A 19,225-nucleotide genomic window follows, 5' to 3' on the forward strand; every position below is an offset into this window, starting at 1 on the left:
GTTGCTCCTCTTTCCTGTCGCCGACGGGAGTGTGCCGGGCGGCACGGGGCCGCCCGGCACGGATCCTCGGGTGTCAGCCGTTGATCTCGTCTTCGGTCCAGTAGCCGCTGTCGACCAGGACCTCCTTGATGTTGTCCTTGACCACGATCTGCGACTCGAGCAGGTAGGACGGGACGACCTTCTTGCCGTTGTCGTAGTCCTCGGTGTTGTTCACCTCGGGCTCCTCGCCCTTCAGCAGAGCGGAGGCCATGTCGACCGCGACCTCGGCCAGCTTGCGGGTGTCCTTGAAGATGGTCGCGTACTGCTCACCGGCGACGATGGCCTTCACGGAGTCGATCTCGGCGTCCTGACCCGAGATGATCGGCCACTCGGCACCGACCGAGTAGCCGGCGTCGGTGAGAGCCGAGATGATGCCGCGCGAGATGCCGTCGTAGGGCGAGAGCACCGCGTTGACCTTCGAGCCGTCGGAGTACGTCGAGGTGAGGATGTTCTCCATGCGCTTCTGCGCCGTCTCGCCGTCCCAGCGCAGCGTCGCCGCCTGCTGGAAGTCGGTCTGACCGCTCTTGACGACCAGGACCTTCTTGTCGATGTAGGGCTGGAGCGTGTCGATCGCGCCGTTCCAGAAGAACGTCGCGTTGTTGTCGTCGGGCGAACCGGCGAACAGCTCGATGTTGAACGGGCCGGCCGGAGCCGATGCCGCGGCCTTGCCGTCGAGGTCGGTGAGACCCAGACCGTTCAGCAGCGAGTTGGCCTGCTGCACGCCGACCTTGTAGTTGTCGAACGACGCGTAGTAGTTGACGTTCTCGCTGTCGCGGATGAGGCGGTCGTACGCGATGACGGGGATGTCGCCGTCGGCGGCTTCCTGCAGGACGCTGGTGAGCGTCGTGCCGTCGATCGAGGCGATGATCAGGGCCTTGGCACCCTTGGTGATCATGTTCTCGATCTGCGAGACCTGCGTGGGGATGTCGTCCTCTGCGTACTGCAGATCGACGGTGTAGCCCTGGTCCTCGAGCTGCTTCTTGACGGCGTTGCCGTCCTGAATCCAGCGCTCGGAGCTCTTGGTGGGCATGGCGACGCCGATGAGTCCGCCGTCTCCGCCGCTGTCCCCGCCGCTGCCGCCCGCGCTGCTGCCGCAGCCCGAGAGCATGAGCGCGCCGGCGGCAACGGTTGCCGCGGCGAACAGGAACTTGGTGCTCTTCACAGTGTGTCCTTTCGTAAGACGTCTCTGTCTGCTGTGTTCAGTTGTACGTAGGGGGAAGTCTTCAGGCGGCCGAGCGAGGCGTCCGGTGGGCGTCGCCGTGCTGGCCGTACACGTGCTGGCCGTACACGTGCTGGTAGCGCTCGTAGAGACGATCGATCGCCTGTTGCGGCAGCGGCGTGAGCGGACCGCGCTGGCCGGCGATGTGCACGGTGCGGGCCACGTCTTCGAGCATGACGGCGGCCTTGACCGCATCCCGCGCCGTCGCTCCGATCGTGAACGGGCCGTGCCCGGCCATCAGCACCGCCGGTGAGCGGTGGTCGGTGAGGGTGTCCACGATGCCCCGGCCGATCGAGTCGTCGCCGATGATCGCGAACGGCCCGACCGGGATCGGACCGCCGAACTCGTCGGCCATCGCCGTGATGACGCACGGGATCTCTTCGCCGCGTGCGGCCCACGCCGTCGCGTAGTCGGAGTGCGTGTGCACGATGCCGCCGACGGCCGGCATGTTCCGGTAGACGTATGCGTGCGCGGCGGTGTCGCTGGAGGGCTGACGGTCGCTGCCGGGGGTGTCGGCGACGACCGTGCCGTCGAGGTGGCAGAGGATCATGTTCTCGGGAGCCAGATCGTCGTAGGAGACCCCCGACGGCTTGATGACGAACAGGTCCGCTCCCGGCACACGCTCCGAGATGTTGCCGCCGGTCCACACGACCAGCCCGTTGCGCACGAGCTCGCCGTGCAGGGCCGCGACCTCGGCGCGCACCCGTGCGATCACGACCTCGGTCTTCACCCCCGTGGCATAGCCCTCGCCTCGAGCGGCATCTATTGCGGACACGCCTCGACTCCTTCGTCTTTCGAAACCCCGTTGTGACGATCGATGTGACCGTTCACATTGCTGCGCAAGTGTAACGCCACCGATCGGCTTCCTGTCAACCCGCTGAGAGATCTCGGGTTGGTAACGCCCGTCAGATCGGGCTGACCGCCCCCGAGGAATCCCGAACGATGAGCTCGGGCACAATGGGCGCGACGACCGCATCCGAGCCGTCTGCCGGACCCAGCAGGATGTCGACGCAGCGCCGTCCGAGATCGGCGAAGTCCTGGCGAACCGTGGTCAAGGGGGGCCAGAAGTGCGCGGATTCCGGGATGTCGTCGAAGCCGACCACGCTGATGTCGCCCGGGACGTCCAGACCCTCGTCGCGGATCGCGTGCATCAGGCCCAGAGCCATCTGATCGTTGGAGGCGAAGACCGCGGTGAAGTCGCGCACCCGCAGCAGCTCCCGACCCGCGTAGTAGCCGAACTCCGCCGTCCAATCCCCCAGGATGGGGGCGGTGGTGGGCACGTCGTTCGCACTCATCTCCTCGAGGAAGCCCCGCATCCGCGCCTCCGCCTCGATCCAGTCCTGCGGACCCGCGAGGTGGTAGATCCAGCGATGGCCGAGCTGGATGAGATGGCGCGTGGCGAGGCGGGCGCCCGCGATCTGGTCGACGGACAGCGCGTGCTGCGGGTCGAGCTCGGTGGACTGCAGTGTGACGTAGGGCACGTCGAGCTGCTGTTCGGCGAGCGCGCGGAACACGCGGACCTGCGGCGCGATGACGACCAGCCCCTCGACGGACTGCGCCATCAGGTGCGCGATGCCGTCGGGGATCGAATCGGGGTCGTGGGGTGAGATGTTCGCGGTGCTCACCCAGTAGCCGCGCTCACGGGCGGCGGATTCGATGGCCGCGATGGAAGAGGCAGGCCCGTACTGCGTACTGGAGGCAGACAGGATGCCGATGGTCTGCGAGCGGCTGGTCACCAGTGCCCGCGCCGCTCGATTGGGCCGGTACTGCACCTGCGCCATGACGGAGAGCACGCGTTCGCGCGTCTCCGGTCGGATGCTGGGGTGGTTGTTGATCACCCGGGAGACGGTCTGATGAGAGACCTCTGCCAAGCGCGCCACATCGCGGATACTGGGCCGTCGCCCTGTCGCATCGTCGCTCATCGGATCTCCTGGGCCGTGCGCACGGTCACACGCCCGTTGCCATTATGCACGCCACGCCCGGTTCACTCCGATTTCCGCGGCCGTGTGACAGTCACATCGCCCCATCGGACGACCCACCGACACGAGCCGAGGAGCACGGTCTACTGTGGACGCATGGCGGATTTCCTCGGACGTCTCCCCCTGAGCAACAGGGAGCGCCGGGACGAGTCCGCCGTGACCGGTGACCGACGTGCGGCCATCGGCGCTGCGCTCGACGAGGCCGCGCGTCTGTTGGGCGAGGCCGCGGCCGACGACGCGGAGCACAGTGCCAGAGCGCGCCGGTTCCTGGAGGAAGCAGGGCTCGGCACCGGGGCCGCGGGCGGAAATCCCGACGAGCTCCGAGCTCTCGCGGCCGCGGTCCGCCAGGGACGCAAGCGCAGCATACGGATGCTGACCCGCGTCACCCGGGCCCTGCTCGTGCTCGGAGACTCGCTGTCTGTCGCGCCCCGTCTGGATGCAAGAACGTCCGGCGCCGTCGCGCTCTACGCCGCGACGACCGCGCCGTTCGATCGGCGCGCAGCGCTCCGCGGCCACACCGTGCGCGCCAGCGATGAGGAATGGGAGTTCGGCCGCGGCCCCGTGATCACGGACACCGGTCGCGCCATCTTGCGGTTCGTGCTCGCGCTCGACGACGTGGCGCCCCGCCCCGTCAGCTCCCGGTGATCAGGTCCCGGTAGAACCCGATCCCTCGCAGCCAGACCTCGACGCGGATGCGTTCGTTGTGCGCGTGCAACGCCTCGCGCTCGGCGCGGGTGAGATGGAAGGGCGTGAAACGGTAGACGTTGTCGCAGATGCCGGTGAACCATCGACTGTCGCTCGCCCCCAGCTGGATGTACGGCGTCGCCACGATCTCGCTGCCGAGCGACGAATCGATCGCGCGCGCGATCCGACGCCACGGCTCGCCCCGCCACGGTGAGATGGGTGAGGGCTCGCTGGCGGCGCGCACCTCGATCTCGATCGTCTCGTCGGCGATGACACGGCGGATCCGCGCGACGGCGGATGCGGCCGTGTCGCCGGTGAGCAGGCGCACATTGATCGCCGCCCGCGCGGTCGCAGCCAGCACGTTCTCCCCCGGCGCTCCCTCGAGCTCGGTCGCCACCGCGGTCGTGCGCACCAGCGCATTCGTCTCGGGCCCGAGCCGCGCGAGGACGCCGGCGACGAGCGGGCCCGTGACCGCGAGGGAGCGCAGCGCTGTGCCGAGAGGCTTCGGCGCGTGCGGTGCGAGTGTGCGCAGCATCGCACGTACCGGCGGGACGAGCCGCACCGGGAAGGGACGCCGCGCGAGCCTGTCGACGGCGCGGGCCAGCCGGGCCGTCGCCGGACGCGCCGGCGGTGTGGATGCGTGGCCGCCCTGCTCGCGCGCCGTCAACCAGACGGTCATCGTGCCGCGCTCGGCGACACCGATCATCGCGGTCGAGCGCGCGATCCCCGGGAGCACTCCATCGACGACGGCACCGCCCTCGTCGACCACGAGCGCCGGCCGGACGCCGCGGGCGCGCAGCGCCTCCGCGATCGCACGTGCACCGTCGCCGGCGGTCTCCTCGTTGTGTCCTAAGGCGAGGTACACGTCGTTCTCGGGCACGACCTCACGCATCAGCAGTTCTTCGACGGCCTCCAAAATGGCCACCAGCGCGCCCTTGTCGTCGATCGCGCCCCGCGCGTAGACGGCCTGATCGGCGCCTTGGCCGACGAGTTCCGCGCCGAAGGGATCGTGATCCCAGTCCTCCTCGACCACGGGGACCACGTCCTGATGCGCCATGAGGACGAGCGGTCGCTCCGGCGTACGCCCCGGCCATCGGAGAAGGAGCGCGTGACCGACGACGATCTCCCGCTCCAACCGGGCGTGGACAAGCGGGTACAGGCGCTCGAGTGCCGCGTGGAACTCGTCGAACGCCGCCGTGTCCACCCGTGACTCGTCCGCGTAGGAGACCGTCGCGATCCTCAGGAGTTCCCGCAGTCTGTCCAATGCCGTCGCCACGCCCCGAGCCTAGTGCGGCACCCCTTGGGTACGGTGGTCGCATGACCACTGTCTCGAGTTCTCGCCTGCGTTGGGGCATCCTCGCCACGGGCGGCATCGCCCACATGTTCACGAGCGACCTGCGCACCGCCGGCCTCGACGTCCGCGCAGTCGGATCGCGCTCACTCGAAAGCGCCCAGCGATTCGCGACGCAGTTCGACATCCCGCGCGCGCACGGCGACTACGCCTCGCTGCTCGCCGACGACGACATCGACATCGTCTACATTGCGACGCCGCATCCGATGCACGCCGAGAACGCGCTCGACGCGCTCGCCGCGGGAAAGCACGTCCTCGTCGAGAAGCCGTTCACCCTGACAGGCGAGGAGGCCGAGCGCGTGCGCGTCGCGGCGGAGGAAGCGGGGCTTCTGGCCATGGAGGCCATGTGGACCCGGTATCTGCCGCACATGATGCGCACCCACGAGCTCCTCGCCGAGGGCGTCCTCGGCGAGGTGCGCGCCGTGACCGCGGATCACACTCAGTTCATCTCGACGGATCCCACGCACCGTCTGAACGCGCTCGAGCTGGGCGGCGGCGCCCTGCTCGATCTCGGCATCTACCCGCTGTCGTTCGCGTGGGATGTGCTGGGCGCGCCCGTCTCGCTCACGGCGAGCGCGCGGCTGGGTGAGACCGGTGCCGACATCGATGTCGCCACCGTCGCCTCGTATGCGAACGGCGCGCTGGCGACCACAGTGTCGTCCGCCCAGGGGGTCGGTCCGAACCGTGCGGCGATCATCGGCACGGACGCCCGCATCGAGATCGACCCCACCTGGTACAACGCGACCGGGTTCACCCTGACCGACCGTTCCGGCGATGTCGTCGAGACGTTCCATTGCCCGGATGTCGGTCGCGGCATGCAATACCAGGCACTGGCCGCCGAGCAGATCATCGCGGAGGGTCGTCGCGACAGCGACCGCCTGCCCATCGCCGAGACGGTCGCGATCATGCGCCAGCTCGACGACATCCGCGCGCAGATCGGCGTGCGCTACCCGAGCGAGCACTGACATGGCTGATCTGTCCACGAGCCGTGTGGCCGTCTATCTGGACTTCGACAACATCGTCATGAGCTGGTACGACCGCGTGCACGGCCGCAACGCCTATTCGCGCGATCGGACGCGCATCGCGGAGCAGCCGCACGATGCGGAGATCACAGAGAAGCTGGCGCGTGCCACGGTCGACGTGGGCGCGATCATCGACTACGCCGCGTCTTTCGGCACTCTCGTGCTCACACGGGCCTACGCCGACTGGTCGTCGCCGGTCAACGCCGAGTACCGGTCGCAGCTGGTGGCGCGGGCGGTCGACCTCGTGCAGCTCTTCCCCGCCGCCGCCTACGCCAAGAACGGCGCCGACATCCGCCTCGCCGTCGACACCGTGGAGGACATGTTCCGGCTGCCGGATCTGACGCACGTCGTGATCGTCGCGGGAGATTCGGACTACGTCCCCCTCGCGCAACGATGCAAGCGCCTGGGGCGCTTCGTCGTCGGCGTGGGTGTGGCCGGCTCCACCGCCAAATCGCTCGCGGCCGCCTGCGACCGTTTCGACGCCTACGACTCGCTTCCCGGCGTGCAGGTGCCGGAGCCCGCGAAGAAGGATGCGGCCTCGAACGCGCCCCGCTCCCGCAAGCGGTCCGTGGACCCCGCGGCAGACCTGCTCGAGCGCGCCCTGCGCCTGGAGAACGACAAGGATCCGTCGCAGTGGCAGCATGCGTCTGCCGTGAAGAGCCTGATCACGCGCTTGGACTCCTCGTTCAGCGAGAAGGCGCTGGGGCACCGCAGCTTCACCGAGTTCGTCGCCGCGCACCCCGACATCGCCGAGATGGACGAGACCGACAACATCGTCCGGATGCGGCTGGTCGAAGCCAAGCGCTGACCGGCCGCATCCGGCTCGCGTTCAGTCGCGCGGGGTGCGCGTGCTCCACAGCGCCCAGGCGACGAGCGCCGGCTGGAAGAAGAGGCGGACCAGCCTCTTGACGTCGGTGTCGAGACCGAAGCCGGCGCGACGATGGGTGAACTGGGCCCAGTTGCCCGGGAAGACCGCGAGGAAGAACGCGGCCAAGAGGGCACCCATGCGCCGGCGCTGGGACGGCAGTGCCACCAGTGCAGTACCGAGGGCGATCTCGACAGCGCCCGATGCGAGCACGACCGCATCCTCGTCGAGGGGCGTAGCGTCCACGACCCAGTCGGGCACCTGCGCGCGGAACTCCTTGCGCGCCCAGAACAGGTGGCTGATACCGGCGAACACCATGGCGGCGCCCAGCGCCCAGCGTGCGAAAGTCCTCATGCTCTGATTCCACCTCGCATCGAGCCGCCTGTCGAGCCCCCAGCCGGTCGGTGCGCTTGCACGCTCGGACACCGCGCTCATGACGCATCCGCGTCGATCAGCGTCGCCGCATTCCGGATGAAGTCGAGATAGTGCCCAGGGTCGTCCCGTTCGACGATCACCCGAAGCACGACCTCGTCGACCGCGGCGCGGTACGCCGTCACGCGCGCCGCGTCGTCGAGGGAGCTGATCACCGTGTCGCGCGCGCTGAAACCGAGGCGGGCGAAGTTGGCGGCGTAGGCGGGGTAGCCGGCATACGCATCGGCCTCGGCGAGCAGCCGCGGCGACGCCGCCGCATCGAGCGCCGTTCTCACGTAGAGGATGGTGCGACTGTCCGGCTCGCGCTGCGCGGCGGCGGCATCGGGGGTCAACCAGTTGAGCAGCTGGCCGTCGGCGACCGATGTCGCGAGCCGGCGCATCCGGGGGCCGAGGGCGCCGACGACGACCTGCGCTCCGGGCACGCCCGCGCGCAGGGCCTCAATCCCCTGCTCCACGAGTGCCAGCTGATGCGTGGGCGCGGACCCCGAGCCGATGCCCACGGTGAGCCTGCCGGCCGGAAGATCCGCGGCCTGCAGCGCGAATACGAGTGAGTCCGGCTCCCGGCGATCCAGCGGCACGACCCCGGTGGCAAGCACGATCCGATCCGTGACCGTCGCCGCGGCGGCGAGCGCCGCCACCGCGTCGCCGCCCGGAGTGTCGTTCACCCAGAGCGTCGCAAAGCCGGCCTGCTCTGCAGCGGGGGCCAGTCGAGCGATGAGATCGGGACCGAGGGCCCCTGCAAGTCCGAGAGAGAGCCGCGCGGGAAGCACCATCCTCTCAGCCTGCCCCGCGCATACGACGACCGCCACCCCTTGCGCACGGCAAGGGGTGGCGGTCCGGTCGAATCAGGCGGCGACGGCGGTGCGGGTCAGGGCAGCGGCGACCGGCCGACCGTCGACGACATCGATGCGCACGGCACCCTGGTCGGTCAGTTCGCCGGAGACGAGCAGGTCGGCGATGCGGTCATCGATCTCCCGCTGGATGAGCCGGCGCAGCGGGCGGGCTCCGTACTCGGGCTCGTACCCGTGCTCTGCCAGCCAGTCCACGACGGCGTCGGTCGCCTCGAACGCGATCTCGCGCCGCGCCAGGCGGGATGCGCTCTGCTCGAGCAGGAGCGACACGATGCTGCGCAGCTGCGCCTTCTCGAGCTTGCGGAACAGCACGATCTCGTCGATGCGGTTCAAGAACTCGGGACGCATCGCCTCACGGAGCTTGCCCATGACGCGGGCGCGCAGCTCGCTCTCGTCGCCGAAGCCGGTGACCCCTCCGCCGTCGGCGATGAACCCGATCGCACCGGAGCGCGATGCGAGGAACTCGCTGCCGATGTTCGAGGTCATGATGACGACGGTGTTGCGGAAGTCGACCGTACGGCCCTGACCGTCGGTCAGGCGTCCGTCGTCGAGCACCTGCAGGAGCAGGTTGAACACGTCGGGGTGCGCCTTCTCGATCTCGTCGAACAGCACCACGGAGTACGGTGCGCGGCGCACCCGCTCGGTCAGCTGCCCCGCCTCGTCGTATCCGACGTACCCGGGAGGGGCCCCCACGAGACGCGAGACGGTGTGGCGCTCGCCGAACTCGCTCATGTCGAAGCGGATCACGGCGTTCTCGTCCTCGAAGAGAGAGGATGCGAGAGTCTTCGCGAGCTCGGTCTTACCGACGCCCGTGGGGCCGAGGAACAGGAACGAGCCCACCGGTCGGCGGCTGTCGCCCATGCCGGTGCGGTTGCGACGGACGGCCGTCGCGACGGCGGTGACCGCCGCATCCTGACCGATCACCCGGGCGTGCAGCTCGGACTCGAGTCCCGCCAGGCGTCCACGTTCGCTCTCGGTCAGACGCGACACCGGAATGCCGGTGCTGCGGCTGATGACGGCGGCGATGTGCTCGACGTCCACGACCTGCTCGCCGCGTACGGCGTCACGTCGCGTCGCGTCGTCGATACGACGCTGCACGTCGGCGATCTCGTCGCGCAGACGCATCGCGTCCTCATAGCGCTCGGCCGCCACGGCGGAGTTCTTGTCCGCCTCGAGCGTGGCCAGCTGAGCCATCAGGTCGGACACGTCGACCGCGACACCCAAGCGCAGGCGAAGGCGTGCTCCGGCCTGATCGATGAGATCGATCGCCTTGTCCGGCAGGACGCGGTCGCTCAGGTAGCGGTCGCTCAGTTCGACGGCGGCGCGCAGCGCGTCGTCGGTGTAAGTGATGGCGTGGTGCTGCTCGTAGGCGGGACGCAGCCCATGCAGGATGCGCACCGCATCCTCGACCGACGGCTCCCCCACCTTCACAGGCTGGAACCGGCGCTCCAGCGCCGGGTCCTTCTCGATGGTGCGGTACTCGGCGAGGGTGGTCGCACCCACCAGGTGCAGGTCGCCGCGAGCCAGGCGGGGCTTCAGAATGTTGCCGGCGTCCATGGCGCCGTCGCTACCGGCGCCCGCGCCGACAACGGTGTGCACCTCGTCGATGAAGACGATCAGCTCGCCCTTGCGCTCGGCGATCTCGCTCATCGTCGCGGTCAGGCGCTCCTCGAAGTCGCCGCGGTAACGCGCGCCCGCCAGCATCGCCGGAAGATCCAGCGACACCACGCGGCTGCCGCGCAGCTGCTCGGGCACCTCACCCGACACGATCGCCTGGGCGAGCCCCTCGACGATGGCGGTCTTTCCGACGCCGGCTTCACCGATCAACACGGGGTTGTTCTTCGTGCGGCGGCTGAGGATCTCGATGGTCTGCTCGATCTCGTCCGCTCGGCCGATCACCGGGTCCAGCTCCCCCGCCTCGGCGAGGGAGGTGAGATCGCGCCCGTACCGCTCCAGCATGGTCGCGGGCTCGGATGCGGCTGCCTGCTCCGGGGATCGCTCGGCGCCGGTGACGGTCTCCCGCACGCTCTGCGTGAGCGCCTCCGCCGTGACTCCGGCGCGGGCGAGGATCTGCCCGGCGGGCGTGTCCTGTGCGAGCACGAGCGCGAAGAAGAGGTGCTCGGGGTCGATGTAGGTCGATCCGGAGGAACGCGCCACCTGGAACGCGTGGAACAGCGCGCGCTGCACGGATGTGGTCACCACCGCGCTGTCGACGTCGGCGACATCGGCGCTGGCGGGCAGGCGCTGCTCGGACTCGCGCACGATGCTCTCCGGGTCGACGCCGAGGCGGGCGATCGCATCTCGCACCTGGTCGACGCGAACGATCTCGCGGAGCACGTGCAACGCATCGAGTTCGTGCTGTCCACGCGCGAGCGCGAAGCGCCCGGCATCCTGCAGCGTCTCCTGCGTGCGTGCGCTGAGGTAGCGCGACAGGTCGATCGACCGTGCCGCACGTCCGCGCTCACCTGCGAGGTAGCGCGAGAGGAAGTCGTCGAAGGCGTCACGGCCCTCGTCGGGGGTGAGATCTTCAGGCATCTGTTCTCCTGATCGGGTTCGGGGTGCCGCTCTGCAAAACGGAGTTGAGCGACGACACATCAAGTTCAACACGCGGAGGGTGAGGGTATTCCCACTACGCTCGTCCCAGCGCGAGCCGGAAGGGGATCGAGTGAACGAGATGCTGCGCGGCGCGCGTCTGCTGCTCGGTGGATTCGGGTGGTTCACAAGGCGCCCGGGACTGATGCTCCTCGGTCTCGTGCCCGCGCTCATCGTGAGCGCCGTGCTCACGGTGGCCCTCGTGGCACTGGCATCGGCCTTGGCCCCGCTCACGGATGCCGTCACGCCGTTCGCCGACGATTGGCCCGCCATCTGGGCCATCGCGTTGCGCGTCGCGCTCGGCGTCGCGGTCTTCGCCGGCGCGCTCCTGCTGGCGGCGACGACGTTCACCGCGCTGACCTTGATCGTCGGCGAACCGTTCTACGACAGGATCTGGCGCAGCGTCGAGATCGCCGACACCGGCACCGCGCCCGAACACGACCCGGGCTGGCGCGCGGCCCTTGCGGATGCGACGAGTCTCATCGTGCGCGGTGCGCTCGCGGCCGCGCTCGCTTTCGCGCTCGGCTTCATCCCTCTCATCGGCGGCGTTATCGGCACAGCGACCGGCGTCCTGCTGTCGGGCTGGATCCTCGCGGACGAGCTCTCGGGCCGTGCGCTGACCGCGCGCGGCATCGATCGCCGCAGCCGGCGCCGCCTGCTGCGAGCAGCCCGCGGCCGAGCACTGGGCTTCGGCATCATGACGCAGCTGTGCTTCCTGGTCCCCCTCGGCGCGGTGTTCACGATGCCCGCGGCGGTCGTGGGCGCGACCCGCCTCGCCGCGAGCGTGCGGGAGACCGAGGCGTAGCTCCGTTCAGCGACGCGGATGCGGTCGGTCCGCGCGCAGGCGAGCCGGTACTCTGGAGGGAGTCTTCCGAAGGAGTGCCATGTACATCGTGTCCCTGCTGCTGTTCCTGCTCGGGATGTTCGCGTTCGGCATCTCGTTCTCGGTGCCCGGTTTCCAAGCCGTCATCTTCGTCGCCGGCATCCTGCTGATCTCGGCCGCGATGGCGCTGCCGATCCACCTGCGGGCTCGCGCGAAGTAAGTCCGCTCAGGCCCGACCACCGGGAGGGCCGATCACGAGCAGCGCCGCGAAGGTCACCACCACGGCGGCGGCGATCACCACGGCCGACAACACCGGCCGACGCAGCACGGAGCGCAGCACACGGTCGTGCCATGCCGCATCACGCGGGTCGGAGCCGGCCTGCAATCGCCATGCGCCGAGCAGTCGACCGGTCCTCGACAGCCACAGCTCGACGGGCAGCGTCGCGTAGGGCACGACCGCACTGACCAGCGCCACGATCGTCACCCCGCCACTCCATCGCTGGTTCTTGGCGACCAGGATCACCGTCGCGCCGTACGACAGGAAGATGAACCCGTGGATGCCGCCGCCGACCGTCACGGCGGGCGCGAAGCCCGTCACTGCGCGCACGATGAGCCCTCCGATCAGCAGGGTCCACGAGACCATCTCGGCGATGGCGAGAGTGCGGAACAGGGCGTAGGGCGTGCGGAACACGGGCGACTCCGGAGGTGGATCTGAGCGCTCGAGTCGGCGCTCTCCGCAGCCTAGACCGATAATCTTCAGTCTTGCTGAAGGATCTCTCCGAACGGCTGCTCGTGCAGTCCGTGCAGGGCGGATGAGAGCGCGGGGACACCGGCGCCGAACACCTCATCGAGCGCCGCGAGACGCGCATCCGCCTCGGCGAGCGCGGCCGCGCCCTTCGTCGTCACACGCAGATCGGATGCGGCGCCCGCGTGCGCGGTGGCGTCCTCGACCAGCCCCTCGCCGGCGAGCGTCTTGACGGCGGTGTGCGCCGTCTGCACCGTGATCTGGGAGCGGCGGGCGAGTTCGGAGAACGAGATGCCCGGCGTCGCCTGCACGTGGGCGAGAAGACCGTACTTGCGGGTCGTGAGTCCGAGGTCCTTCAGGGCTGCGTTCAAGCGCGCGTCCCACACGGCGGAGACCGTCAGAAGGGCGATGACCGGACTGAACGGCGGGCGCTGCCCGGAGGGCTGCGGCGCCCCATGCGTCTTATCGGCCATCTGACCATCGTATCCGTCGGCACCCCGCGGCGGCCGGTAGCGTGAGGGGGTGGAGTTCCGGTTCGACGCGATGCGACGCTGGCCCGACGTCGAGGCACCCGATCTCGTCGCGGTCGACGCTGCCGATCGGCTCCTGCTCGACGAGTCCGCCGCCTGGCGCGCGGGAATGAGCGCGGATGACATCGCCGTCATCGGCGACGAGTACGGCGCGCTCGCACTCGGCGCAGCGGCCACAACCGCCGGCGTCGTGCGAGTGCACCAAGACGCGCTCACCGGCGAGCAGGCGCTGGCGGCCAACGCGCAACGGGCGGGCCTCACCGATCGCTACCGGTCGATGGAGCTGACAGGCGCGCTCGTCGCGGGCGCGCGGGCGGTCCTTCTTCGACTCCCCCGCTCGCTCGACGCGTTGGAGGATGCAGCGGCCCTGATCGCCGCGCACGCGGCACGGGATGTCGTCGTGTTCGCCGGTGGACGCATCAAGCACATGTCGACGGCGATGAACGAGGTCCTCCGCCGCTTCTTCGGCACGCTCGATGTCACACACGCCCGCCAGAAGTCGCGTGTCCTGATCGCCCGCGACCCTCTCCACGGCCACGATCCCGAGCCGCGACGCGCCGCGCACGACGGCATCACCGTGTGCGCCTACGGAGGCGTGTTCGCCGGAACGGCGATCGACATCGGCACCCGGTTCCTGCTGACGCACCTTCCCGCGCGCGTCCCCGAGGGCGGCCCGCTCGTCGACCTCGCGTGCGGAACGGGCGTGGTCGCCGCATTCCTCGCGCTGCGGCATCCCGATCGCGCGGTCTACGCGTCCGATCGCTCCGCGGCCGCCGTCGCCTCGGCGCGGGCGACCGCCGAGGCGAACGACGTGGCGGACCGCATCCGCGTCGTGCGGGATGACCGTCTCGGCGCCCTCCCGGACGCCAGCGTCCCCTTCATCGCCCTGAACCCGCCGTTCCACTCGGGCGCCGCTGTCACGACGGACCTCGCGGCGCCCCTGTTCCAGGATGCGGCGCGGGCGCTCCGCTCCGGCGGTGAGCTGTGGACCGTGTGGAACTCGGCGCTGCGCTACCGTCCGGCGCTCGAGCGACTCGTCGGCCCGACGCGGCAGGTCGCACGCAACACGAAGTTCACCGTCACGGTCTCCACCCGCCGCTGACGCCTGCCTCCCGCGGCCTCCGGGCTTCGTCGCCTGCTCGGGCTCGCCTGTCGCAGATCGCAGCGCGAGCGCCGATCTGTGACAGGCGAGCAGTTGCCTTCTCGGTTCCCCTGTCGCAGATCGCAGCGCGAGCGCCGATCTGTGACAGGGGAACCGGGGATCTGGCACGCTCAGCGACCCGACAGGATGCTGCGGAAGACCGAGACCGGAAGCCGGTCAGCGGCCGAGTGCCTCGCGGACGATCGCCTCGATCCGCGGCGGAACCGTCTCGTCCTGCAGCGACGTCGTGTCGCCCAGTGGCCGTCCGTCGACGAGGTCCACGAGCAGGCGACGCATGATCTTTCCGCTGCGCGTCTTCGGAAGATCGGGCACGGTGAAGACGTAGGTCGGCTGCGCCACCGGTCCGATCGCGGTGCGCACGTGCTGGCGGAGCGCCGCCGCATCCTGCGCATTCGTGACGAAGGCGGCGATGGCCTGCCCCGTGACGTCGTCGGCGACGCCCACGACCGCGGCCTCCCCTACGGCGGGATGCGCGACGAGCGCGGACTCGATCTCGATCGTCGAGAGCCGGTGGCCCGACACATTGATCACGTCATCCACCCGCCCCAGCACCCACAGATCGCCGTCGCCGTCGAGCTTCGCGCCGTCTCCCGCGAGGAAGTACCCGTGCGCGGCGAAACGCTTCCAGTAGGAATCGCGGTACCGCTCGGGGTTTCCCCACACGGTGCGCGACATCCCCGGCCAGGTTCCGTCGACGACGAGCAGCCCGCCGCCGCCCGGACCCACATCCACCCCGTCGGCGTCGACCACGCGCACACGCAACCCCGGAAGCGCCGTGAGGGCCGAACCCGGCTTGAGCGTGGAGACGCCCGGCAGCGGTGCGGCGATCGCACCACCCGTCTCCGACTGCCACCAGGTGTCGACGACGGGCGTCTCGCCGCGACCGAGGTGTCGATGGAACCAGACCCACGCCTCCGGGTTGATCGCCTCGCCCACCGTGCCCAGCAGCCGCAGCGAGGAGAGCTCGTAACGCGCGGGCGGGCCGTCGGGGAATCTGCTCATGAGCGAGCGGATGAGAGTCGGCGCCGTGTAGTAGGTCGTCACCGCATAACGTTCCAGGATCCGGAAGTGCCGCTCCCAGTCGGGGGTGTTCGGTGTGCCCTCGTAGAGGATGCTCGTGACCCCGTTGAGCAGGGGGCCGTACGTCTCGTAGCTGTGCGCGGTGACCCACGCGAGGTCGGCGGTGCACCAGTAGACGTCGGTCTCGGGCTTCGCGTCGAACACCGCCCAGAACGTCCACGCCACATGCGTCAGCCAGCCGCCGGTCGTGTGCACCAGCCCCTTGGGTTTGCCGGTGGTTCCGCTCGTGTAGATGATGAACAGCGGCGTTTCCGCGTCGAAGAACTCGGGCTCGTGCGTGTCCGGGGCGGCATCGACCGTCTCGTGCCACCACAGGTCGCGCCCCTCGGTCCAGGCGACCTCGTCGCCGGTGCGGCGGATGACGAGCACGTGCTCGATCGAGGCGACGCCGGCGACCGCCGCATCCGCCTGGTGTTTGACGGGCACGGCGGCGCCGCGGCGATACTGTCCGTCGGTCGTGACGAGGAGCTTTGCACCCGTGTCCTCGACGCGGAAACGGACGGCCTCCGCGGAGAAGCCGCCGAACACGAGCGAATGGATGGCGCCGATGCGCGCGACGGCGAGCTGGATGATCACCGTCTCCACCAGCACCGGGAGATAGACCACGACCCGGTCGCCCTTGCCGATACCCATCGCGGTCAGCGCGTTCGCCGCCTTCGCGACCTCGCGCTGCAGTTCGGCATACGTGATCGTCCGCCGATCGCCGGGCTCACCCTCGAAGTGGAAGGCGACCCTGTCGCCGTGCCCGGCTGCGACGTGGCGGTCCACCGCATTGACCGAGGCGTTCAGGCGACCGCCGACGAACCACTCCGCGGACGGGATGCTCTCACCGTCCGTAGGCTCCCAGCGGTGAGCGGTGTGCCAGGGCTCGGCCCAGTCGAGGATCTCGGCCCGGTGCGCCCAGAAGGTCTCGGGATCCTGGCCCGCGCGCTCGATCCACTCACGCCGGATCCACTCCTCGGTCACGTTCGCGCGCTCCGCGAACGCGGCCGGTGGCGCGAAGGTACGGCGCTCCTCGAGCAGGCTGTGGATGGTGTCGTCGTGCGCGGATGCGGTGGTGGGCGTGCTCATGACTCTTCCGGATCGGTGGAGCTCCCAGCATCCCGCGCGCTCTGCGACCGGCAAATTCGGGTGACGCTTCGTGACACGGTGGGCAGGGGCCTACGCTGAGCGCATGACTGCGAAGCGCGTCGTCGCCCCGTCCCTGGAGCCGGGCAGCACACCGAAGGGCCCGGCGTCCTACTTCCCGAGCATCGCGAAGACCTATGGACGTCCCCTTCAGGAGTGGCTGGACATCGTCGTGGCCCGGCTGACGGCGGGCGAGACCCACATGGCCGTCGTGTCGGAGCTCAAGAGCACCTACGCGATGGGGCACGGCCATGCGAACGCGATCGTCGCCTACGCGAAGGCCGAACTCGCGAAGTAATCGGCTTCAGGACTCCTCGCCGCTGCCGTCGATGACGGACTCCGCGCCGTCCGACTGCGGGTCGTCGGGCTCGGCCGCGGTGGTCGTGTCGGGCTCGGGGCCGGGGGCGACGCCGGGCCGCTCATCAGGGTTCGACATCCTCAGCCTCCCGAGGGGTTGTCGACGGGGGTGCCGTCTTCATCGGTCGTGATGTCCTCGCCGGCATCCTGCTCGACGGGCGACGTCCCGGATGCGGTGCCCTCATCATCGGGGCCGTGGCTGCTGTTGTGCTTGTCGTTGCTCATACGTCCCAGTACACGCGCGTCGGGCCGAGCCACCGACGGGGTTGACACCTGCCGCACCGCATCCGTCAGTCGCGAGGATCGCTCGGGCGCACGGGAGCGTCCTCGGCGATGTCGATGCGGGTCACGCCATCGTGCTCCGACACGACGATGCGAGGCTTCGCGTCCTCCTCCGTGGCGTTCGGCGCACTCGTCAGCTGATCGCGCCGCTTCTCTTCGTCGCTCATTCCCATGCGAGCACTGTATGAGCCGTGGTGCGCGAGAGCGCAGGGCTTGACGCGAGCGCGGATCAGGCGAATACCTGATGCCAGGCGGCGATACGGAACTCGTCGAGGCGGAAGCTCCCGAAGCCCGCGAGGCAGCGAGTCCTCGTTCCAGGCAGTGCGACGTCGAGGCGTTGTTCGGTCAGCACGGTGTCGCCGCACACCGCCACGTGCACGAGCGAAAGGCTCCAGGACTCGAAGGCGTCCTTGAGGTCGCGGAGCATCGCCGTCACAGCCTGCCGCCCCTCGACGACCATTCGGGCCGACGGCTGATACCGTACGTCCTCGGTGAGGAATGCCTGCAGGTCGCAGAGCTGACCCTCGTTCACCACCGTGATGAAGTCGCGCACGATGAGTTCACGCTCGAGTGTGTGGATGCCGGCCATCGCCATCCTCTGTGTGTCGTCCATGTCCGCCTCCTCCGGGATTGAGGCGAACGTACGGTGAGTGCGCGCGCCTGCACTCGTCTGCATGTCGGAACGCGCATCGACACGCGGCGGAGAAGAGAACGGCAGACGAACACATCTTCGTCAGGCGTCCGAACCGACCGGTGGCGCACGGCGTAGCGTGGCGGGAGATCAGACACCACGGATCGGAAGGCATGATGGACGCACCTCACGCCGCTGCGCTTTTCGCACCACCGCCGAGCACGACCGGATGCAAGGACTGTCTCGCTTCAGGCTCCTGGTGGCTGCACCTGCGCCGGTGCATCACCTGCGGGCACATCGGCTGCTGCGAGGTCTCTCCTCACCATCATGCCGAGCGTCACTTCGAGCTCACCGGGCACAGGTACGTGCAGAGCTTCGAGCCGCAGGAGAGCTGGTGGTGGGACTACGTCGAGGAGCGCGAGGTCGACGGCGGGCAGCTGCCTGAGCCGACAAGCCACCCCGAGGCCCAGAGCGTTCCCGGTCCGTCCGCCCGTGTGCCGGCGAACTGGGAGTCGATCATCTTCGACGAGTGACGACCGTGCCGACTCATGGCCGCTGATCGCTCGATGTGTCCGCTTCGCCGACCTGAGCATCGGCGGTGGCGCGAAGCGCATCGGCCACCCGGCGGAAGAAGACATCCGCAGCGGACCCCGGTACGGCATCGAAGACGGTGACCATATGCCCCTGGAGCTCGGGGACGAAGAAATCCCGCACCGATATCGAGAGCTGTCCGATCCCCTCGATCGTCGCGGTGATCTCGGAGGGATCCGGCAGGGTCACCTCCTGCAGCTTCCAGAAGCAGAGGAAGTCCGCATCAGCACTCAGCCGCCGCAGGATGGCATCGTAACGCTCGGACGTCTCGTCGCCCGAGTAGCGGAAGAGTGCGACCGCGTCCCGCGCTTGGGACTCCCAGGTCTCGAGCCTCTCCCTCCCCGCCGCGTTGAAGGTTTCCTCCAGGACGTTGGCGCCGGGTCTGAATCGACCATCGGTGATCGCGACCATGAGATCGTTCGCGACAACGACGTCGAGATTCGCGTCGGAGATGTAGGCGGGGATTCCCGGCCACCAGCGCAGGATCGCCTCGATCTCGCGTCGCGGCCGCTCGAACGACGCGATGCGGCGAGGAGCCGCATGCCCCGCGAGGCGGTGCAGGTAGTCGGATTCGGCGGCGCTCAGCCGCAGCGCACGAACGATCCCCGCCAGCACCTGCATCGAAGGTGCGCTGCCACGCCCCTGTTCGAGTCGGAGGTAGTACTCGCTGCTGACGCCTGCGAGCGTTGCGACCTCGTCGCGACGCAGGCCCGGCACACGCCGGCCGATCTGACGTTCCAGCCCGACCTGCTCGGGCTGACGCTCCTCGCGTCGCGCCCGCAGGAATCCGCCCAGCGTGGTGCGCACGGCGGGTGCGGGGCGTGACGATTCATCCATCGGAATCAAAGCTAGCTGCATATGT

The 19,225-nt window shown here is 69.3% G+C and carries 23 protein-coding genes; 8 read left to right on the plus strand and 15 right to left on the minus strand.

Annotated features, from left to right (window positions below; translation table 11 throughout):
* Positions 1-73: 73 nt before the first annotated feature.
* The 3 genes from chvE to ACYVJS_RS15655 all read right to left on the minus strand — a co-directional run bounded on the left by chvE (position 74) and on the right by ACYVJS_RS15655 (position 3,180).
* A complete protein-coding gene (gene chvE, locus ACYVJS_RS15645) occupies positions 74-1,201 on the minus strand; it encodes a multiple monosaccharide ABC transporter substrate-binding protein (RefSeq protein WP_460740774.1) in 1,128 nt (375 codons plus the stop codon).
* Positions 1,202-1,262: 61 nt separating this feature from the next.
* Positions 1,263-1,988 carry an L-ribulose-5-phosphate 4-epimerase gene (locus ACYVJS_RS15650; RefSeq protein WP_460740837.1) on the minus strand — a complete coding sequence of 242 codons (726 nt, stop codon included), beginning with the start codon at positions 1,986-1,988 and terminating at the stop codon, positions 1,263-1,265.
* Between the two features lie 175 nt (positions 1,989-2,163).
* Positions 2,164-3,180, minus strand: coding sequence for a LacI family DNA-binding transcriptional regulator (locus tag ACYVJS_RS15655; protein ID WP_460740775.1), 1,017 nt, complete (start codon positions 3,178-3,180; stop codon positions 2,164-2,166).
* Between the two features lie 153 nt (positions 3,181-3,333).
* On the opposite strand from ACYVJS_RS15655, the gene ACYVJS_RS15660 reads away from it, so the two are divergent.
* On the plus strand, positions 3,334-3,882 hold the full coding sequence (locus tag ACYVJS_RS15660) for a hypothetical protein (protein ID WP_460740776.1): 549 nt from the start codon (positions 3,334-3,336) through the stop codon (positions 3,880-3,882).
* Here ACYVJS_RS15660 and ACYVJS_RS15665 read toward each other — a convergent pair.
* Positions 3,869-5,197: a M20/M25/M40 family metallo-hydrolase gene (locus ACYVJS_RS15665; protein ID WP_460740777.1), complete on the minus strand. Its 1,329-nt coding sequence runs from the start codon at positions 5,195-5,197 to the stop codon at positions 3,869-3,871. The genes ACYVJS_RS15660 and ACYVJS_RS15665 overlap by 14 nt on opposite strands.
* 41 nt (positions 5,198-5,238) lie before the next feature.
* On the opposite strand from ACYVJS_RS15665, the gene ACYVJS_RS15670 reads away from it, so the two are divergent.
* Together ACYVJS_RS15670 and ACYVJS_RS15675 are read left to right on the plus strand one after the other, a co-directional pair.
* A complete protein-coding gene (locus tag ACYVJS_RS15670; protein ID WP_460740778.1) occupies positions 5,239-6,237 on the plus strand; it encodes a Gfo/Idh/MocA family protein in 999 nt (332 codons plus the stop codon).
* A 1-nt stretch (position 6,238) separates the two neighbouring features.
* Positions 6,239-7,102, plus strand: coding sequence for an NYN domain-containing protein (locus tag ACYVJS_RS15675; protein WP_460740779.1), 864 nt, complete (start codon positions 6,239-6,241; stop codon positions 7,100-7,102).
* 21 nt (positions 7,103-7,123) lie between these two features.
* Here ACYVJS_RS15675 and ACYVJS_RS15680 read toward each other — a convergent pair whose 3' ends face one another.
* The 3 genes from ACYVJS_RS15680 to ACYVJS_RS15690 all read right to left on the minus strand — a co-directional run bounded on the left by ACYVJS_RS15680 (position 7,124) and on the right by ACYVJS_RS15690 (position 10,977).
* The gene (locus tag ACYVJS_RS15680) at positions 7,124-7,513 is read right to left on the minus strand and encodes a DoxX family protein (RefSeq protein WP_460740780.1); all 390 of its coding nucleotides are present in this window, start codon (positions 7,511-7,513) and stop codon (positions 7,124-7,126) included.
* Positions 7,514-7,590: 77 nt separating this feature from the next.
* On the minus strand, positions 7,591-8,364 hold the full coding sequence (locus ACYVJS_RS15685; protein WP_460740781.1) for an LLM class flavin-dependent oxidoreductase: 774 nt from the start codon (positions 8,362-8,364) through the stop codon (positions 7,591-7,593).
* Positions 8,365-8,436: 72 nt separating this feature from the next.
* On the minus strand, positions 8,437-10,977 hold the full coding sequence (locus ACYVJS_RS15690; RefSeq protein ID WP_460740782.1) for an ATP-dependent Clp protease ATP-binding subunit: 2,541 nt from the start codon (positions 10,975-10,977) through the stop codon (positions 8,437-8,439).
* Positions 10,978-11,116: 139 nt separating this feature from the next.
* Here ACYVJS_RS15690 and ACYVJS_RS15695 point away from each other — a divergent pair, with 139 nt between their 5' ends.
* Entirely contained in the window at positions 11,117-11,839 is a 723-nt protein-coding gene (locus ACYVJS_RS15695; protein WP_460740838.1) for an EI24 domain-containing protein, read from the plus strand.
* A gap of 79 nt (positions 11,840-11,918) precedes the next feature.
* The gene (locus ACYVJS_RS15700; protein WP_243227324.1) at positions 11,919-12,077 is read left to right on the plus strand and encodes a hypothetical protein; all 159 of its coding nucleotides are present in this window, start codon (positions 11,919-11,921) and stop codon (positions 12,075-12,077) included.
* Positions 12,078-12,083: 6 nt separating this feature from the next.
* Here ACYVJS_RS15700 and ACYVJS_RS15705 read toward each other — a convergent pair whose 3' ends face one another.
* Entirely contained in the window at positions 12,084-12,548 is a 465-nt protein-coding gene (locus tag ACYVJS_RS15705) for a DUF3817 domain-containing protein (protein WP_460740783.1), read from the minus strand.
* Between the two features lie 65 nt (positions 12,549-12,613).
* Positions 12,614-13,075 (minus strand): MarR family winged helix-turn-helix transcriptional regulator, encoded by a 462-nt coding sequence (locus tag ACYVJS_RS15710; protein ID WP_460740784.1) that lies wholly within the window; start codon positions 13,073-13,075, stop codon positions 12,614-12,616.
* A 49-nt stretch (positions 13,076-13,124) separates the two neighbouring features.
* Between ACYVJS_RS15710 and ACYVJS_RS15715 the strand changes: the two genes are divergently transcribed.
* Complete coding sequence (locus ACYVJS_RS15715; protein WP_460740785.1) at positions 13,125-14,234, plus strand: class I SAM-dependent methyltransferase; 1,110 nt, start codon at positions 13,125-13,127, stop codon at positions 14,232-14,234.
* A 216-nt stretch (positions 14,235-14,450) separates the two neighbouring features.
* On the opposite strand, the gene acs is transcribed toward ACYVJS_RS15715, so the two are convergent.
* Positions 14,451-16,445: an acetate--CoA ligase gene (acs, locus tag ACYVJS_RS15720; protein ID WP_460740786.1), complete on the minus strand. Its 1,995-nt coding sequence runs from the start codon at positions 16,443-16,445 to the stop codon at positions 14,451-14,453.
* Between the two features lie 103 nt (positions 16,446-16,548).
* Here acs and ACYVJS_RS15725 point away from each other — a divergent pair, with 103 nt between their 5' ends.
* The gene (locus tag ACYVJS_RS15725) at positions 16,549-16,800 is read left to right on the plus strand and encodes a DUF4287 domain-containing protein (RefSeq protein ID WP_460740787.1); all 252 of its coding nucleotides are present in this window, start codon (positions 16,549-16,551) and stop codon (positions 16,798-16,800) included.
* Between the two features lie 6 nt (positions 16,801-16,806).
* Here ACYVJS_RS15725 and ACYVJS_RS15730 read toward each other — a convergent pair whose 3' ends face one another.
* From ACYVJS_RS15730 to ACYVJS_RS15745, 4 genes are all read right to left on the minus strand, one after another.
* Entirely contained in the window at positions 16,807-16,938 is a 132-nt protein-coding gene (locus tag ACYVJS_RS15730) for a hypothetical protein (protein ID WP_460740788.1), read from the minus strand.
* A 2-nt stretch (positions 16,939-16,940) separates the two neighbouring features.
* Positions 16,941-17,084 carry a hypothetical protein gene (locus ACYVJS_RS15735; protein WP_460740789.1) on the minus strand — a complete coding sequence of 48 codons (144 nt, stop codon included), beginning with the start codon at positions 17,082-17,084 and terminating at the stop codon, positions 16,941-16,943.
* A gap of 65 nt (positions 17,085-17,149) precedes the next feature.
* Positions 17,150-17,314 carry a hypothetical protein gene (locus ACYVJS_RS15740; protein ID WP_460740790.1) on the minus strand — a complete coding sequence of 55 codons (165 nt, stop codon included), beginning with the start codon at positions 17,312-17,314 and terminating at the stop codon, positions 17,150-17,152.
* A gap of 56 nt (positions 17,315-17,370) precedes the next feature.
* On the minus strand, positions 17,371-17,754 hold the full coding sequence (locus ACYVJS_RS15745; RefSeq protein WP_460740791.1) for a nuclear transport factor 2 family protein: 384 nt from the start codon (positions 17,752-17,754) through the stop codon (positions 17,371-17,373).
* A gap of 191 nt (positions 17,755-17,945) precedes the next feature.
* On the opposite strand from ACYVJS_RS15745, the gene ACYVJS_RS15750 reads away from it, so the two are divergent.
* Positions 17,946-18,305, plus strand: a complete 360-nt coding sequence (locus ACYVJS_RS15750) for a UBP-type zinc finger domain-containing protein (RefSeq protein WP_460740792.1) — start codon at positions 17,946-17,948, stop codon at positions 18,303-18,305.
* A 13-nt stretch (positions 18,306-18,318) separates the two neighbouring features.
* Here ACYVJS_RS15750 and ACYVJS_RS15755 read toward each other — a convergent pair whose 3' ends face one another.
* Positions 18,319-19,200, minus strand: a complete 882-nt coding sequence (locus ACYVJS_RS15755) for an MmyB family transcriptional regulator (RefSeq protein ID WP_460740793.1) — start codon at positions 19,198-19,200, stop codon at positions 18,319-18,321.
* Between the last annotated feature and the right edge of the window lie 25 nt (positions 19,201-19,225).

The sequence above is a fragment of the Microbacterium neimengense genome, assembly GCF_054782995.1.